Raw genomic sequence first — 16,452 nt, forward strand, 5'->3', positions numbered from 1 at the left:
TCGAGATGAAGCACTCCGCGCTCGTTCGCGCGTCCAAGCGGATCTCGCGGCACCTGCGGCACGCGCCGCACGAGATCGGGCTCGAACTGGAGCCCGGCGGGTGGGTCGCGGTGGACGACCTGCTGGCCGCGCTGGCCCGGCACGGGGTGCGGCTCACCAGGGCGGAGCTCGACGAGGTCGTCGCCGGCAACGACAAGCGGCGCTTCGGCTACGACGAGACCGGCCGGCGGATCCGGGCCAACCAAGGGCACACCGTGCGGGTGGAGCTGGACCTTCCCGTCGCCACCCCGCCCGACGTGCTCTACCACGGCACCGTCGAGCACGTCCTCGACGCCATCCGCCGGGAGGGGCTGCGACCCATGCGGCGGCACGACGTCCACCTCTCCACCAGCCCCGACACCGCCACCGCGGTCGGCGCGCGGCGCGGCCGGCCCGTCGTGCTCACCGTCGACGCCCACGCCATGCACGCCGCCGGCCACCGGTTCCGGGTCAGCGCCAACGGCGTCTGGCTCGTCCCCCACGTGCCGCCGCGATTTCTGCGCGCCGAGTCGCACGTCCTTCTCGACCAACCCCCGGACACGTCGCGCCGCTAGCTCGCGATCTCCTCGGCCAGCCGCCGGCACAGCGCGGCGAACGCCGCCTTGCCGGCGGCCACGGCGGCCTGGTCGGCCCCGCCGGCATCCGGTGGCTCGGCCACCTCGGTCACCATGGTGGCGAGCAGGTCGACGGTGCCGGGCAACGGCCAGTTCCGGCCGTCGCCGTGCAGTGGGGGCGCCATCACCAGCCCGACGGACACCACGGCCATCGCGTCGCTGAGCGCACCGGGGTCGACGTCGGGCCGCACCAGCCCGGCCGCCTGCAACCGCTCGACGAACTCACGGCCCAGCGGGAACCGCGGCGCGTAGCGGGCCGCGCCGTGCCGGCGGACCATCGCGCCCAGCAGGTCGGCGTCACGGGTGTAGAGCGCCATCAGCAGCGGTCGCGCCAGCAGTTCGTCGATCGCGTGCCGGTAGATGCGCCCCAGCCTGCCACCCTCGGGGTCGCCCTCCACCCTGCCGAGCACGGCATCGAGATAGCCGCGGACCTCCGCCTTCACCAGCGCCTCGAACAGCTCGTCCTTGCCCCGGAACTCCAGATACACCGAGCCCTTGGACACCCCGGCCGCACGGGCGATGTCGTCGACAGTGGTCTTCGCGACGCCGAACCGCAGGAACAACTCCGCGGCGGCGGTCAGAATCCGCCCCGCCCGCTCGCTCATCCGGCGCCGCCCGGCGGGAAGTGCGCCGCGAGGAAGTCCATCAGGATCTGGTTGAACCACTCCGGGTTGTCCTGGTTGGCGTTGTGGCCCGCGTTCGGCACGACCTCGTACCGGCACCGCGGATCCCGAGCGGCCCACCGCGGCGCGGTCTCGGCCACGTCACCCACGCGGTCCCGGTCGCCGTGGCAGAGCAGCAGCGGGTGCTCGATGCGGTAGCCCGGTTCGGGATGGATGGCCTTCGCGACCGCGCCCCACACCGCCACGAACTCGTCCTTGGTGAGCCGCTGGGTGGCGGCGAGCGCGTACTCGCGTGCCCGTGATGTCTCCGCCGTGCGCTGCGCGATCCGGCGCCGCAGGTCACCGTCCGGCCACAATCGGAGCATCAGCGGGCTGGCCGCCAGCGACCACCGCTGCCACCACGGGATCGGCAGTGTCGCGCAGGTGGACCCGATGATGCCGAGGACGGCCACCCGATGCGGGTGCGTGAACACGATGTCCTGTGCCAGGTAGCCGCCGAGGGACTGGCCCACCAGGCAGACCGGCTCCCCGCGGTCGATCTCGTCCAGCACGGCGAGCAGGTCCGCGGCCAACGCGCGCACCGAGACGGGCCGGTCGCCCAGCGGCTTGGAGCGCCCATGACCGCGGACATCCCAGGTCAGCACCCGATATCCGGCGCCGACGACCGCCGGCACCTGCTCGTCGAACATGCCGTGATCCATCGACGCCCCATGGGTGAACACCACCAACGGTGCCCGCTCGGGACCGGCCAGCCAGTAGTGCAGCCGCGAACCCGCGCGCTCCAGTACGTGTGCTGTCATGATCGAACTTCTTGACCAATTTCGTGTAATTGGTCAAACGTACCGCGCGTCACCGCCGTCGGACAAGGAGTGCGTAGGGTCTGTGGCCTCAGCGGGCCGCCCGCCGTGGCCGGCCAAGCAGCCGGCGGCCGATGTCGAGCAGTTCCGCGCGCAACGTGTCGTCGTCGAGGTGGGCCAGGTAGGGCGCCCCACCGGCCAGCGCCAGCCCGGCCAGCGCCACGTGCGCCGCGACCGTGGTGCGCAACTCCGGCTCGGGCCCGACCAGCACCGACACCAGCCGCTCCTTGAGTCCCTCGAAGTCGCCCGCCGCGTGCTCGATCGCCCGCGCCACCCCGGGGTCACTGCTGAACAACGCCACCAGCGCCCGGTGCCGCACGATCAGGTCGACGAACCCGGCCAGCAGGTGGTCGACCTGGGCGCCCCGCCGGCGCTGCGCCTCCGCGTCGGCGACGATCGTCTCCAGCTCCCGCAACGCCGGCTCGGTCACCGCCGCGGTGATCTCGTCCTTCGCCTTGAAGTGGTAGTACACCGCGGCCTTCGTGACCCCGAGCGCGTCGGCGATCATCTGCAGCGACGTGCCCTCGACCCCGTGCTCGGTGAACAGCCGCAGCGCGGTGGCCAGCAGCCGGGCCCGTGTGCCCTCCGCGTCCCGCACGTCGGCGGTCATGGCCGAACCTCCTCGTCAAACCTCCGCGACCCTACGCCGCGGGCTAGCCGAACGGCAAACGGGCCACCTGTCGATCGGCTAGGGAACGCCTAGCCGTGCGGCTAGTCACATACTTGCCGATCGGCTTGGCGGCCTCCTTGCCGTTCGGCTAGCTTCGGCCGTAACCCGATCGAAGGACAGCGGACGAAACGGAGCTTCGGCGTGGCCTCACTCCTCTACCGGCTCGGCCGGTTCTCCTTCCGGCGACGCACCCTGGTCGCCGGGGTCTGGGCGACCCTGCTCGTGGCGCTCGGCATCGGCGCGCTGACGCTGTCCGGCCCGCTGAGCACCTCGGTGTCGATCCCCGGCACCGAGTCGCAGCAGGCGATCGACCGGCTCGCCGAGCGGTTCCCGCAGGCCGCCGCCGGCGGCGCCACCGCGCGGGTGGCCATCGCCGCGCCGGAGGGCGAGACCCTCGCCGAGCCGGCGAACCGCGCCGCCGCCGAGGAGGTCGTCGCCGCGCTGCGCGCCGCGCCCCGGGTGGTCCAGGTGGCCGACCCGTTCTCGACCCAGGCCGTCTCCCCCGACGGCCGCGTCGCGCTGGCCCAGGTCAGCTACCGGGTCCAGGGCTTCGAGCTGACCGACGCCGACCGCGCCGCGCTGCTCGCCGCCACCGAGCCGGGCCGGGACGCCGGACTCCAGGTGGAGTTCGGCGGCGACGCCGTGCAGGCCGTGCCGACCACCGAGCCGACCGAGATCGTCGGCGTCGCGGTGGCCGCGGTGGTGCTGGTAATCACCTTCGGCTCGCTAGTCGCCGCCGGCCTGCCGCTGCTCACCGCGCTGATCGGGGTCGGCATCGGGATGGCCGGCATCACCACCGCGTCCGGCTTCCTCGAGCTCAACTCCAACACCCCGGTGCTCGCGCTGATGATCGGGCTCGCGGTGGGCATCGACTACGCCCTGTTCATCGTCTCCCGCTACCGGCACGAGCTGGACGCCGGCCGCGCACCCGAGGAGGCGGCCGGTCGCGCGGTCGGCACCGCCGGCTCCGCGGTGGTCTTCGCCGGGCTCACGGTCATCGTCGCGCTCGCCGGGCTCACCGTGGTGGGCATCCCGTTCCTCGGCGAGATGGGCCTCGCCGCGTCGGTCACCGTCGCCGTCGCCGTGGTGATCGCGGTGTCCCTGCTGCCCGCCGTGCTCGGCTTCGCCGGCGACCGCGTGCGCGGCGGCCGAATCCCCGGGCTGCGCGGGCCACGCCAGGACCGGACGAGCCTGGGCACGCGCTGGGCCCGGTTCGTCGCCCGCCGCCGGATCGCCGTGCTCGCCACCGCCGTGCTCGGGCTGCTGGTGGTGGCCGTGCCGGCCGCGTCGATGCAGCTCGGCCTTCCCGACGGCAGCACCGCCGCGCCCGGCTCGACCCAGCGCAAGGCGTACGACCTGGTGACCGCCGGCTTCGGCGAGGGTGCCAACGGGCCGCTGACCGTGGTGCTCGACCTGCGCGACGCGCAGAACCGGCAGGGCGCGACGCAGCTGGCCACCCAGCGCGTCGCCGGCCTCCCTGACGTCGCCGCGGTGACCCCGCCGCGGCTCAACCCGGACGGCGACACCGCGCTGCTCACGGTGATCCCGCGCAGTGGGCCGAGCAGCGCCGCCACCGAGGAGCTGGTCACCGCCATCCGCGACCAGGCGGCGGACCTGGGCGCCAGCACCGGCGCCGACCTGGCGGTCACCGGGCACACCGCGATGAACATCGACGTCTCGCGCACGCTCTCCGACGCGCTGCTGCCCTACCTCGGGCTGATCGTCGGCCTGGCGTTCGTGCTGCTGATGCTGGTGTTCCGGTCCGTGGTGGTGCCGCTGAAGGCCGCGCTGGGCTTCCTCGGCTCGGTCGCCGCCACGTTCGGTGCCGTGGTGGCGGTGTTCCAGTGGGGCTGGCTGAACGACCTGCTCGGCGTCGCGTCGGCGGGGCCGATCATGAGCATGCTGCCGATCCTGCTGATCGGTGTCCTGTTCGGACTCGCGATGGACTACCAGGTGTTCCTGGTGACCCGGATGCGCGAGGAACACGTGCACGGCGCCGAGCCGGACCAGGCGATGATCATCGGCTTCCGGCACGGCGCGCGGGTGGTGGTCGCCGCCGCGCTGATCATGATCAGCGTGTTCGCCGGGTTCGTGCTGGCACGGGACACGCTGATCCAGTCGATCGGGTTCGCGCTCGCCTTCGGCGTGGCGGTGGACGCGTTCGTGGTGCGGATGACGATCGTGCCGGCGGTGATGTCCCTGCTCGGCCGGCGGGCCTGGTGGCTGCCGACGTGGCTGGACCGGGTGCTGCCGACGGTGGACGTCGAGGGCGAGCGGCTCGGCCGGGAGGCGGGCGACGCCGACCGGGTCCTCGAGCCCGCGCGTTGATCCGGCTCGAGCGTTGACGTGCAGCCGTTCGGCTGCCTATCCTCCATAGGCAGCCGAACGGCTGCATAATGGGGCGATGGCGGCGACATCCATGGATGCGGTCTTCAAGGCACTGGCCGACCCCGGGCGGCGGCGGCTGCTCGACAGCCTGAACGCGCGGAACGGCCAGAGCCTGACCGAGCTGTGCGCCGAGCTGGACATGGCGCGCCAGTCGGTGAGCAAGCACCTCGCCGTGCTGGAGGCGGCCATGCTGGTGAGCACGGTCCGCCGCGGACGGCAGAAGCTGCACTACCTCAACGCCGCGCCCATCAACGCCATCGCCGAACGCTGGATCGACCAGTACGGCCGGGAGCGGGCACGCGCGCTCACCGACCTGAGGACCGCATTGGAGAGCACCGTGAGCAGGACCGACTTCGTCTACACCACCTACATCCGCACCACATCCGAGCGGCTGTGGCGGGCACTGACCGAGCCCGAGTTCACCCGGCGCTACTGGGGTGGCGTGGCGCTGGAGTCGGACTGGCGGGTGGGCTCACCGGTGAAGTGGCAGAACGCGCCGGGCGAGGAGTTCCGCGACCTGGGCCAGGTGGTGCTGGAGTCCGAACCGTACCGGCGACTGTCCTACCGGTGGCACAACTACCAGCCCGAGCACGCCGAGCTGTTCGGCTGGTCCGCCGAGGAGTTCGCCGAGCGCTGCAAGGAGCGCGTCTCGACGGTGACCTTCGAGATCGAGCCGGCCGGGCCGAACGTCAAGCTGACCGTGATCCACGACGGCTTCGAGCCGGGCAGCGAGATGCTCCGCGCGGTGCGCGGCGAGACCACCGGCGGGTGGCCGGAGCTGCTGGCCAGCCTCAAGACGCTGCTGGAGACCGGCGAGCCGCTGCCGGAGCCGGCCGAGCACTGAGCCGTCGGTGCGCCACCCCCACGTCGGGGGTGGCACACCACGTCAGCCCGTCAGCCCGTCAGCCCGTCAACCCGACAGCCAGGCCACCGCGCCGCCGACGGCCAGTGCCGCGGCGACACCGAGGGTGACCGCGAGCGGGCGGGACCGCTTCCACGTGCTGTAGACCCCGCCGAGCAGGAACCCGGCGAGGGCGAACAGCAGCAGCGGCACGAGCTGCCCGGGCCCCACCATCTACAGCACTCCCTTCGTCGACGGGACGCCGCCGGCCCGCGGGTCCGGCTCGGTGGCCGCGCGCAGTGCCCTGGCCACCGCCTTGTACTGCGCCTCGGCGATGTGGTGCGGGTCGCGACCGTGCAGCACGCGGACGTGCAGCGCGATCTGCGCGTGGAAGCTCAGCGAGTCGAACACGTGCCGGGTCAACACGAACGGATAGTTTCCACCGATGGTGAAGGTGGTGAAGTGCTCCGGCTCGCCGACGTGCACACAGTACGGCCGGCCGGACACGTCGATCGCGGCGTGCGCGAGCGTCTCGTCCATCGGGATCCAGGCGTCGCCGAAGCGGCGGATGCCACTCTTGTCGCCGAGCGCCTCGCGGATGGCCTGGCCCAGCACGATCGCGGTGTCCTCGACCGTGTGGTGGGCGTCGACGTGCACGTCGCCCTCGGCCTCGATCCGCAGGTCCAGCGAGCCGTGCACGCCGAAGGAGTGCAGCATGTGGTCGTAGAACGGCACGCCGGTGGCGACCTCGACCTGCCCGGTGCCGTCGAGGTCCACCTCGACCCGGACGCAAGCCTCCTTCGTGGTGCGCTCCACCTTGCCGACGCGGCTCACCGCGGCACCTCCTTGCTCGCCGCCAGGAAGGCGTCGTTCTCCTCCGGGGTGCCCACGCTCACCCGCAGGTGGCCCTCGATGCCGACGTCGCGGACCAGCACCCCGGCATCCACATAGGCCCGCCACGCGGCCGGCGCGTCGGCGAACCGTCCGAACAGGATGAAGTTGGCGTCGCTGGGCACCGGCTCGAAGCCCAACCCGCGCAACGCCTCGACCACCCGGTCGCGCTCGGCTGCCAGCGTCGCCACCGAGGCCAGCGTCTCGCCGGCGTGCCGCAGCGCCGCGCGGGCCGCCGCCTGGGTGAGCACGGACAGGTGGTAGGGCAGCCGGACCAGCTGCAGCGCGTCGACCACCGCCGGCGTCGCGGCCAGGTAGCCGAGCCGGCCGCCGGCGAACGCGAACGCCTTGCTCATCGTGCGCGACACGATCAGCGTCGCCGGGTGGTCGGCCAGCAGCCGCACCGCGCTGGGCCGGGCGGAGAACTCGGCGTAGGCCTCGTCCACCACCACGATCCCCGGCGCGGCCCGCAGCAGGGACCCGAGCCCGGACAGGGGGATCGAGCCGCCGGTGGGGTTGTTCGGGCTGGTGACGAACACGACGTCCGGCCGGCGCTCGGCGACGATCTCCGCGGCCCGATCGGTGTCCACGGTGAAGTCCGGCCGCCGCGGGGTGGGCACCCAGTCGGTGCGGGTGCCGGCCGCGATGATCGGGTGCATCGAGTACGACGGCTCGAACCCCAGCGCGGTGCGTCCCGGCCCGCCGAAGGCCTGCAGGATCTGCTGCAGCACCTCGTTGGAGCCGTTGGCCGCCCACAGGTTCCGCTCGGTGAGCGCGACACCGGTGGCGCCGGACAGGTACGCGGCGAGGTCGCGGCGCAGCTCGACGGCGTCCCGGTCCGGGTAGCGGTGCAGGTCGGCGGCGGCCGCGCGGACGGCGACGGTCACGTCGTCCACCAGCCCGGGCGGCGGCGGGTAGGGGTTCTCGTTGGTGTTGAGCCGCACCGGCACGTCCAGCTGCGGCGCCCCGTACGGGCTGCGCCCGCGCAGGTCCTCGCGCAGCGGGAGCTGGTCCAGCGTGACGTCGTCGAGACTCACCGGGCATCCCCCGGGAACCGCGCGGTGACCGCCTCGCCGTGTGCCGGCAGGTCCTCGGCGTCGGCCAGCGCCACCACCTTGCCGGCGACGTCGCGCAGCGCGTCCGCGCTGTAGTCCACGACGTGGATGCCGCGCAGGAACGTCTGCACCGACAGGCCGGACGAGTGTCGGGCGGAGCCGCCGGTGGGCAGCACGTGATTGGAGCCGGCGCAGTAGTCGCCCAGCGACACCGGCGCGTACGGCCCGACGAAGATCGCCCCGGCGTTGCGCACCTTGGCCGCGACGGCGCGCGCGTCGGCGGTCTGGATCTCCAGGTGCTCGGCGGCGTAGGCATCCACCACCAGGACCCCGTCGTCCACACTGGACACCAGCACGGTGCCGGACTGCGTGCCGGTCAACGCCTCGCGCACCCGATCGGCGTGCTTGGTGGCCGGCACCCGCCGAGCCAGCTCGGCGTCCACCGCGTCGGCCAGCGCCTCCGACGTGGTGACCAGCACGCTCGCGGCGAGCGGGTCGTGCTCGGCCTGGCTGACCAGGTCGGCGGCGACGTGCGCGGGGTCGGCCGTGCCGTCGGCCAGCACGGCGATCTCGGTGGGTCCCGCCTCGGAGTCGATCCCGACGACGCCGCGCAGCAACCGCTTGGCCGCGGTGAGGTAGACGTTGCCGGGACCGGTCACCATGTCGACGGGGTCGAGCCGGGTGCCGTCGGTGTCGGTGCCGCCGTGGGCGAGCAGCGCGACGGCCTGCGCGCCGCCGACCGCCCACACCTCGTCCACCCCGAGCAGCGCGGCGGCGGCCAGCGTGGTGGGGTGTGGCAGCCCGCCGAACTCGGCCTGCGGCGGCGAGCAGAGCACCAGCGACGACACGCCGGCGGCCTGCGCGGGCACGACGTTCATCACGACGCTGGACGGGTAGACGGCCAGCCCGCCCGGCGCGTAGAGCCCGACGCGGGCCACCGGGACCCAGCGCTCGGTGACCGTGCCGCCGGGCACCACCTCGGTGGTGACGTCGGGGCGCCGCTGGTCGGCGTGCACCCGACGGGCCCTGGCGATGGCCTCGGTGAGCGCGGCCCGCACGGCCGGATCCAGCTCGGCGAGCGCGCGGTCGAGCTCCGCCGCGGGCACCCGGACGGCGCGCGGGCGCACCTTGTCGAACCGCTCGGTGTACTCCAGCACCGCGTCGACGCCGCGCTCGCGCACCGCGTCGACCACCGGCCGCACCGCACGCAGCGCCGCGTCCACGTCCACCTCGGCGCGCGGCAGCGTGGCGCGCAGTTCGGCCGGTGCCGGGACGCGACCCCGCAGGTCGGTACGGTTGAGCATGGGTCAAGGGTAGCTTTCGGAGGTGAGCGTGCTGCGCATCGCCCTGTGCCAGCGCACGGCGGAGCCGGAGCCGTCGGCCAACCTCGCGCTGATCCGGGTCGAGGTCGCCGCGGCGGCGCGGGAGGGCGCCAGGGTCGTGGTGTTCCCGGAGGCCATGATGGCCCGGTTCGGGGTGCCGCTGGCGCCACTGGCCGAGCCGCTCGACGGGCCGTGGGCGCGCGCCGTGGCCGACGTCGCCGCCGAGCACGACGTGCTGGTCGTGGCCGGCATGTTCACCCCGGCCGGTGAGCGGGTGCGCAACACGCTGCTGCTCACCGGGCTCGGCGTGCACATCGGCTACGACAAGATCCACCTCTACGACGCATTCGGGTTCCGCGAGTCCGACACCGTCGCCGGCGGCGCGGAGCCGGTGACCGTGGACGTGGACGGCGTGCGGCTGGGCGTGGCGACCTGCTACGACCTGCGGTTCCCCGCGCTGTTCCAGGCGCTGGCCGAGCGCGGCGCCGCGGCGATGCTGGTGCCCGCGTCGTGGGGCGCCGGGGAGGGCAAGCGGGAGCAGTGGGAGCTGTTGGTGCGAGCGCGGGCGCTGGACTCCGGCACCTGGGTGCTCGGCTGCGGCCAGGCCGACCCGGTGGCCACCGGCGTCGCGGTGCACCCGAAGGCGCCGACCGGGATCGGGTACTCGACCGTGGCGGATCCGTTCGGGCAGGTGCGCGCGCAACTCGGCGCGGCACCCGACCGGCTCGTGGTCGACATCGACCCCGAGCTCGCCGAGAAGTCCCGCGCGGCGACCGGCGTGCTGGCCAACCGCCGCCTCGGCCGGTAACCGGGCCGGAGCGCGGACACGGCAGTGGCTGTCGTGTCCGCGCGCTGTGACCGCGCGTCGGCGCCGCACGACGCGGACACCGGTGCACAGAACGCGGACACACGTGCACAGGGCGCGGACACACGTGGGTCAGGGGTGGGTGGTGAGGCCTTCTTCTATGGCGAGGCGGGTGAGCTCGGGGCGGCGGCGGTAGCCGGTCTTGTCCCGGATGCGGTCGAGGTAGGAGCGCACCGTCCGCACGCTGATCGACATGGCCTCGGCGATGTCCTGGTCCCGCTCGCCGGCCGCGACCAGCGAGAGCACCTGCCGTTCCCGCACGGACAGCTCGAGCCGGGCACCGCCGGCGCGGTCGCGCTCCGAGTCCAGCATCAGCGACGCCAGCGCCGGCGAGAAGTACGACCCGCCCGCGGCGACCGTGCACACCGCCCGGACGATGTCGTCGCCGTCGGCCGTCTTCGCCAGGTAGCCCTTCGCGCCGGCGGCGATCGCGCCGAGCACGTCGACGTGCGCGCTGTAGGCCGACACCACCAGCACGTCGTGCCCCATCGCCACCACCTCGGCCACCGCCGCGCCGCCGCTGCGGCCCGGCAGCTTGAGGTCGAGCACGACGACGGCGCCCGGCGGCACGCGATACCCGGCGAACCGGTCCACCGACTCGGCTTCCGCGCACACCTCGATCCTGGCCGCGCCCAGCACGCGGACCACGGCCCCGCGGTACAGCGGGTGGTCGTCGATCACCGCCGCCCGGACCGGATAATCGCGAGCACCCGATTTCTCCATCACGCGATTAATCCTTCCCCATCCCGCGCGCGTTGGGAGCCGCTGGACGGCAGGCACCCGGGTGGCGCTCAGCGCAGGTCCATTCCGAGGTCGAGGGCCGGCGCCGAGTGGGTGAGCGCGCCTACCGCCAGATAGTCCACGCCGGACTCGGCGTACGCTCGCGCGGTGGCCAGCCGCAGCCCGCCGGAGGCCTCCAGCCGCGCGCCGGCGCCACGCTCGGCCCGCCGGTGCACCGCCTCGGCGCACTGCTCCGGGGTGAAGTTGTCCAGCAGGATCTCGTCGGCGCCGGCGGCGAGGGCCTCGTCGAACTGGTCGAGGTCGTCGACCTCGACCTCGCACGGCAGGTCCGGGGTACCGGCGCGGCCCAGCCACTCGCGGACCGACCGCAGCGCCGCCCCGACCGACCCCGCGGCCACCACGTGGTTGTCCTTGATCAGCACCGCGTCGCCCAGCGCCATCCGGTGGTTGACCCCGCCGCCGCAGCGCACCGCGTACTTCTGTGCCGACCGCAGGCCGGGCAGGGTCTTGCGGGAGTCCCGGATCCGGCAGCCGGTTCCGGCCACCGCCGACACCCACGCGGCGGTCGCGGTGGCCACGCCGGAGAGGTGGCAGAGCAGGTTCAACGCGGTGCGCTCGGCGACGAGCAGCCCGCGGACCGGTCCGCGCAGCACCAGCACCGGCTCTCCCGGGACCGCGGGATCACCGTCCGTGCCCCGGTGCACCACGGTCACGTCACCGGACAGGACCTCCTCGAACACCGCGAGCGCGAGCGGGAGGCCGGCGACCACCCCCGCCGCCCGCGGGGTGAGCTCGGCCGTGGCGATCGCCCCCGCCGGCACGGTGGCCTCGGTGGTGGCGTCCGGCCCGTGCCGCAGGTCCTCGGCGAGCGCGGTCGTCACGATCCGCCGCACGTCCTCCGCCGGCGGGCCCTGGCAGGTCATCGGGCCGGTCATGCCGCACCCTCCAGCAGCACCGGGTCGGCCAGCACGGGGTGGCCGGAGGGGCTCAGCCGGACCAGTTGGCTGCGCCGCCACCCCGGGTCGTCCCGCTCGGGGAAGTCGGTGCGGACGTGGCAGCCCCGGGACTCGGTGCGCCGGGCCGCGGCGGTCAGCAGCGCGCCGGCCACCAGGGTGAGCGCGGCGTCCTCGATCGCCTCGTGCGTCCACAGCGGAGTGTCCACTGTGGACAGCGCGAGGACGGAACCGGCCACCGCGAGCCCCTCGGCATCCCGGCCGATCGCGGCGTAGCGAATCATCACCCGCTGCAGGGCGTCCCGCTCGACGACTCCGGCGAGGCCGCGTTCCGGGGCCCGGCCGTGCCGCGGGTCGGCGAGCAGCCCCGTGGCGAGGTCGGCGGCGACGGCCTCGGCCGCCCGCTCACCGACCACCAGACCCTCCAGCAGGCTGTTGGACGCCAACCGGTTGGCGCCGTGCAGCCCCGTGCGGGCCACCTCGCCCGCCGCGTACAACCCGCGCACCTCGGTCCGGCCAGCGGTGTCGGTGGCCACCCCGCCGCAGGCGAAGTGCGCGGCCGGCGCCACCGGGATGGGGTCACGCACGGGGTCGACACCGGCCGCCCGGCAGGCGGCGTGCACGGTGGGGAACCTGGTGGCGAAGCCGGCGATCCCGGTGGCGTCGAGGAACACGTGGTCGTCCACGCCTCCCGGCGCCGCCGCCATCCGGCGGGTGATCGCCGCCGACACCACGTCCCGCGGGGCGAGGTCGCCGAGCGGGTGCACGCCGCGCATCACCGGCGCGCCGGCGCCGTCGACCAGCACCGCGCCCTCGCCGCGCACCGCCTCGGTGACCAGCGGGCAGCGGCCGCGCGCGCCGGGTACGTAGAGCACCGTGGGGTGGAACTGCACGAACTCCACGTCCGCGGCGAGGGCACCGGCGCGCAGCGCCAGCGCCAGCCCGTCGCCGGTGGCGACCTCGGGGTTCGAGGTGGCCTGGTAGAGCTGGCCGAGCCCGCCGGTGGCGATGAGCACGGCGGGTGCCCGCAGCACGCCGGGAACGCCGTCGGGGTCGAGGACGGTCACCCCGGCCACGGCACCCAGCGGGGTGCGCAGGGTGTCCACCGCGATGTGCCGTTCCAGCACCGGCAGGCCGCGCGCGCCGGCGGTGTCGACCAGGGCGCGCTCGACCTCGGCGCCGGTGGCGTCCCCGCCGGCGTGGATCACCCGGAACGCGCTGTGCCCGCCCTCCCTGGTGCGGGCCAGCAGGCCGTCACGGGCGTCGAACCGGGCACCGAGACCACGCAACCGCGCCACGGCGGCCGGCCCGCCGGCGATGATCGCGGCGACGGCGTCCTCGTCGCACAGCCCGACGCCGGCGGTGAGGGTGTCGGCGATGTGCCGGTCGACGGAGTCACCGGCGTCGTGCTCGCCCTCCAGGACCACGGCCACCCCGCCCTGGGCCCAGCGGGTGTTCCCGTCGCCCACCGCGGCCTTGGTGACCACCAGGACCCGCAGGCCGAGCCGCTGGGCGCGCAGCGCCGCGGTCAACCCGGCGACCCCACTGCCCAGCACCACCAGGTCCGCCCTGGCCTCCCACCGAGCCACCATCACCATGTTCGCCGTTCCCGTCGCCGTGTTCGCCGCTCGCGTCGCCGTGTTCGGCGTCCGCGTCACTCGCCGCTTTGGCTCGATCTCTCGATCAACGGAGGTTTTCGCCTCGGCGTCGATAACCTGGGTCGCGGCCCGGTGGCTCATTCCCCGCCGCCGGGACGGCCGATCTCGATCATCCGCCGCACGGAGGCGCGGGCCCTGGCGGCGACGTCCGGGGCCACGTGCACCTCGTCCACGCCGTCCCGCAGCGCCCGCAGCAACGCCGCCGGCGTGATCATCTTCATGTAGCGGCACGAGGCCCGATCGTTCACCGCGCGGAAGTCGATCTCCGGTGCGGCCTTGCGCAGCTGGTGCAGCATGCCGACCTCGGTGGCGACCAGCACCGAGCGCGCCTTCGTGTCCCTGGCGGCGTCCACCATGGCCCCGGTGGACAGGATCCTCACCTTCTCCGCGGGGACGGCGCCCTCACCGGCCAGGTACAGCGCGGACGTGGCGCAACCGCACTCCGGGTGGATGAACAGGTCGGCGTCGGGGTCGGCGGCGGCCCGCTCGGCCAGCTCCGGCCCGTTGATGCCGGCGTGCACGTGACACTCCCCGGCCCAGATGTGCAGGTTCTCCCGCCCGGTCTCGCGCTTGACGTGCGCGCCGAGGAACTGGTCGGGACAGAACAGCACCTCCCGGTCCGCCGGGATCGACGCCACGACATCGACCGCGTTGGACGAGGTGCAGCAGATGTCCGTCTCGGCCTTCACCTCGGCCGTGGTGTTCACGTAGGACACCACCACCGCGCCGGGGTGCTCGGCCTTCCACTCCCGCAGCTGCGCCCCGGTGATGGAGTCGGCCAGCGAGCAGCCGGCGCGGGCGTCCGGGATGAGCACGGTCTTGTCCGGAGCGAGGATCTTCGCCGTCTCGGCCATGAAGTGCACGCCGCAGAAGACGATGGTGCTGGCGTCGCTGGCCGCGGCGATGCGGCTGAGTGCCAGCGAGTCACCGGTGTGGTCGGCGATCTCCTGGATCTCCGGGATCTGGTAGTTGTGCGCGAGCAGCACGGCGTCCCTGGCCCTGGCCAGCCGGCGCACCTCGTCGGCCCAGTTCGCGTCGGCCACGACGCCGTCGTACGGGGTGAGGTCGTCCGCCTCCACCATCGGCGCGTCCCACACGGGCGCGTTCCGCAAAGCCATGTCCTGCCTCCTCGGCCGACGGCTGGTTTTCGCCTTACAATCGAAAACCGTGCGTAGCCATCTTAACAGCAGCGCCCCCATGGTCCACGAGGTGCTGGCGGCCGTTCTCCAGGTGCGATACGCCACATCGGGCCCGCCCACGCTGCGGGTGCTCCTCTGGCGGCGGGCGCTCGACCCGCACATCGGCCGCTGGTCGTTGCCCGGCGGGCGGCTGCGCCCGGACGAGGACGTGGAGGCGTCGATCCGCCGGCAGCTCGCCGAGAAGGTCGACGTCAAGCAGCTCAGCCACGTGGAGCAGCTGGCCGTGTTCAGCGCGCCCGACCGAGTGCCGGGGCCGCGGGTGGTGGCCACGGCGTTCCTGGGGCTCGTGCCGACCGGGGTGGACCCCGAGGTGCCGGAGGACACCGCCTGGCACGAGCTCGACGCGCTGCCGCGCACGGCGTTCGACCACGGCGCCATCGCCCTGCGCGCGCGGGACCGGCTGCGGGCCAAGCTGTGCTACACCAACCTCGGCTTCGCGCTCGCGCCGAAGGAGTTCACGGTCTCCACGCTGCGCGACCTGTACTCGGCGGCGCTGGGCTACCGCGTGTCGGCGACCAACCTGCAACGCGTGCTGTCCCGGCGGGGGCTGCTGGCGCCCACCGGTGGCACGGCAGTGCCGGGGCGCGCCGGCGGCCGGCCCGCGGCGCTGTACTCGTTCACCGGGAAGGGCATCCAGGTGACCGACCCGTTCGCGGTGTTCCGCCCGCCGGCCCGGCCGCCGCGCCGGCCAGCGCGCCGTGCCGCACCGTCGTAACGTGAAGGCGTGGGCGATACGGAGACGGAGAAACGGCAGCGGGCGACGCTGCCGCTGTTCCCGCTCCAGGCGGTGCTCATGCCGGGCGCGTTGCTGCCGCTGCACATCTTCGAGCCACGGTACCGGCAGCTCACCGTCGACCTGATCGCCGGCACCGTGCCCGACCGGGAGTTCGGCGTGGTCGCCACCCGCACCACCCCGATGGCCGAGGTGGACAGTGTCGAGCACGTGCACGCGGTGGGGTGCGTGGCACGGCTGCGGGAGGCGACCCGGCTGCCCGACGGCCGGTTCGACATCGTGGTGGCCGGGCACCGGCGGTTCCGGTTGCACGAGGTGGACGCGGGCGCCGCGCCGTACCTGATGGGCACGGTGGAATGGCTGGACGACCGGCCGGTGCCCGGCGTCGCCGACGATGCCGCGGCCGGGCTGGCCGCCGCCGCGCGGGCCGCGCACCGGCATTACTGTGCCGCGGCGTGGCGGCGGGAGGACTGGACGGAGCCGCCAGCGGACACCCCGCTGGGCCGGCTGCCCTACGCGCTGGCCGCGGACTGCGTGCTGTCGCTGGCCGATCAGCAGCGGCTGCTCGAGGAGGACCACCCCCTGTACCGGCTGAGCACCGTCCTCGGGCTGCTGCACCGGGAGGCCGGGTTGCTGTCGGCGCTGCGCGCGGTGCCGGCGCCACCGGGCTGCCTTCCGGAGCCGACCACCCCGGCGAGCCTGAACTAATCCCTGTGTGGGTGAACGGGAGCGGCGGGACGGTCCACTGGCACGGCTCACGAGCGGCGAGGCAGGCCCACGGCACCGGTCGCAAGCGGTGAACCAGGCCAACGACGCAGCTCGCGAGCGGCGAGGCAGGTCCACGACACAGCTCGCGAGCAGCGAGCCAGGCCCACGGCACCGGTCGCAAGCGGCGAACCAGGCCAACGACGCAGCTCGCGAGCGGTGAGCCAGGCCCGCGGCACGAGTCGGTCTCGCCGGCAGCCGTCGGGCTGAGCGCCGGCCCGGAGGCCGTGGTCGGGTG

The 16,452-nt window shown here is 74.1% G+C and carries 17 protein-coding genes; 6 read left to right on the forward strand and 11 right to left on the reverse strand.

Annotated features, from left to right (window positions below):
• Nucleotides 1-5: 5 nt before the first annotated feature.
• A complete protein-coding gene (locus tag BM051_RS19000) occupies nt 6-593 on the forward strand; it encodes an RNA 2'-phosphotransferase (protein WP_092531883.1) in 588 nt (195 codons plus the stop codon).
• Here BM051_RS19000 and BM051_RS19005 read toward each other — a convergent pair.
• From BM051_RS19005 to BM051_RS19015, 3 genes are all read right to left on the reverse strand, one after another.
• Entirely contained in the window at nt 590-1,258 is a 669-nt protein-coding gene (locus BM051_RS19005; RefSeq protein ID WP_092531886.1) for a TetR/AcrR family transcriptional regulator, read from the reverse strand. The two genes, BM051_RS19000 and BM051_RS19005, sit on opposite strands and share 4 nt — an antisense overlap.
• On the reverse strand, nt 1,255-2,076 hold the full coding sequence (locus tag BM051_RS19010; RefSeq protein WP_092531889.1) for an alpha/beta fold hydrolase: 822 nt from the start codon (nt 2,074-2,076) through the stop codon (nt 1,255-1,257). Before BM051_RS19010 ends, BM051_RS19005 begins: the two co-directional genes overlap by 4 nt.
• Before the next feature lie 88 nt (nt 2,077-2,164).
• Nucleotides 2,165-2,743, reverse strand: coding sequence for a TetR/AcrR family transcriptional regulator (locus BM051_RS19015; RefSeq protein ID WP_092531892.1), 579 nt, complete (start codon nt 2,741-2,743; stop codon nt 2,165-2,167).
• Between the two features lie 201 nt (nt 2,744-2,944).
• Between BM051_RS19015 and BM051_RS19020 the strand changes: the two genes are divergently transcribed.
• Both BM051_RS19020 and BM051_RS19025 read left to right on the forward strand, forming a co-directional pair.
• Nucleotides 2,945-5,131: an MMPL family transporter gene (locus BM051_RS19020; protein ID WP_092531895.1), complete on the forward strand. Its 2,187-nt coding sequence runs from the start codon at nt 2,945-2,947 to the stop codon at nt 5,129-5,131.
• 91 nt (nt 5,132-5,222) lie between these two features.
• On the forward strand, nt 5,223-6,035 hold the full coding sequence (locus BM051_RS19025) for an ArsR/SmtB family transcription factor (RefSeq protein ID WP_092531898.1): 813 nt from the start codon (nt 5,223-5,225) through the stop codon (nt 6,033-6,035).
• Nucleotides 6,036-6,101: 66 nt separating this feature from the next.
• On the opposite strand, the gene BM051_RS29130 is transcribed toward BM051_RS19025, so the two are convergent.
• From BM051_RS29130 to hisD, 4 genes are read right to left on the reverse strand one after another with little or no spacing between them, the layout of a single operon-like run.
• The gene (locus tag BM051_RS29130; protein ID WP_166677609.1) at nt 6,102-6,266 is read right to left on the reverse strand and encodes a hypothetical protein; all 165 of its coding nucleotides are present in this window, start codon (nt 6,264-6,266) and stop codon (nt 6,102-6,104) included.
• A complete protein-coding gene (gene hisB / locus BM051_RS19030; RefSeq protein WP_092531901.1) occupies nt 6,267-6,866 on the reverse strand; it encodes an imidazoleglycerol-phosphate dehydratase HisB in 600 nt (199 codons plus the stop codon).
• Entirely contained in the window at nt 6,863-7,960 is a 1,098-nt protein-coding gene (locus BM051_RS19035) for a histidinol-phosphate transaminase (protein WP_092531904.1), read from the reverse strand. Before BM051_RS19035 ends, hisB begins: the two co-directional genes overlap by 4 nt.
• Nucleotides 7,957-9,282: a histidinol dehydrogenase gene (gene hisD / locus BM051_RS19040; protein ID WP_092531907.1), complete on the reverse strand. Its 1,326-nt coding sequence runs from the start codon at nt 9,280-9,282 to the stop codon at nt 7,957-7,959. The genes BM051_RS19035 and hisD overlap by 4 nt, the downstream gene beginning before the upstream one ends.
• Nucleotides 9,283-9,310: 28 nt before the next feature.
• Between hisD and BM051_RS19045 the strand changes: the two genes are divergently transcribed.
• The gene (locus tag BM051_RS19045) at nt 9,311-10,108 is read left to right on the forward strand and encodes a carbon-nitrogen hydrolase family protein (protein WP_092532184.1); all 798 of its coding nucleotides are present in this window, start codon (nt 9,311-9,313) and stop codon (nt 10,106-10,108) included.
• Nucleotides 10,109-10,237: 129 nt separating this feature from the next.
• Here the strand turns inward: BM051_RS19045 and BM051_RS19050 are convergent, their stop codons facing one another.
• The 4 genes from BM051_RS19050 to nadA form a co-directional block, all read right to left on the reverse strand.
• Complete coding sequence (locus tag BM051_RS19050) at nt 10,238-10,888, reverse strand: LuxR C-terminal-related transcriptional regulator (protein ID WP_092531910.1); 651 nt, start codon at nt 10,886-10,888, stop codon at nt 10,238-10,240.
• 68 nt (nt 10,889-10,956) lie between these two features.
• Nucleotides 10,957-11,841: a carboxylating nicotinate-nucleotide diphosphorylase gene (gene nadC, locus BM051_RS19055; protein WP_166677608.1), complete on the reverse strand. Its 885-nt coding sequence runs from the start codon at nt 11,839-11,841 to the stop codon at nt 10,957-10,959.
• Nucleotides 11,838-13,457 carry an L-aspartate oxidase gene (locus tag BM051_RS19060; RefSeq protein ID WP_092531913.1) on the reverse strand — a complete coding sequence of 540 codons (1,620 nt, stop codon included), beginning with the start codon at nt 13,455-13,457 and terminating at the stop codon, nt 11,838-11,840. Before BM051_RS19060 ends, nadC begins: the two co-directional genes overlap by 4 nt.
• Before the next feature lie 137 nt (nt 13,458-13,594).
• The gene (gene nadA, locus BM051_RS19065; RefSeq protein WP_092532190.1) at nt 13,595-14,599 is read right to left on the reverse strand and encodes a quinolinate synthase NadA; all 1,005 of its coding nucleotides are present in this window, start codon (nt 14,597-14,599) and stop codon (nt 13,595-13,597) included.
• A gap of 115 nt (nt 14,600-14,714) precedes the next feature.
• Between nadA and BM051_RS19070 the strand changes: the two genes are divergently transcribed.
• Both BM051_RS19070 and BM051_RS19075 read left to right on the forward strand, forming a co-directional pair.
• A complete protein-coding gene (locus tag BM051_RS19070; protein ID WP_092531916.1) occupies nt 14,715-15,431 on the forward strand; it encodes an NUDIX hydrolase in 717 nt (238 codons plus the stop codon).
• A 9-nt stretch (nt 15,432-15,440) separates the two neighbouring features.
• A complete protein-coding gene (locus BM051_RS19075; RefSeq protein ID WP_279587024.1) occupies nt 15,441-16,157 on the forward strand; it encodes an LON peptidase substrate-binding domain-containing protein in 717 nt (238 codons plus the stop codon).
• Nucleotides 16,158-16,452: the final 295 nt, after the last annotated feature.

Origin of the sequence: Amycolatopsis arida (assembly GCF_900115565.1) — a bacterium.
GTDB lineage: Bacteria > Actinomycetota > Actinomycetes > Mycobacteriales > Pseudonocardiaceae > Yuhushiella > Yuhushiella arida.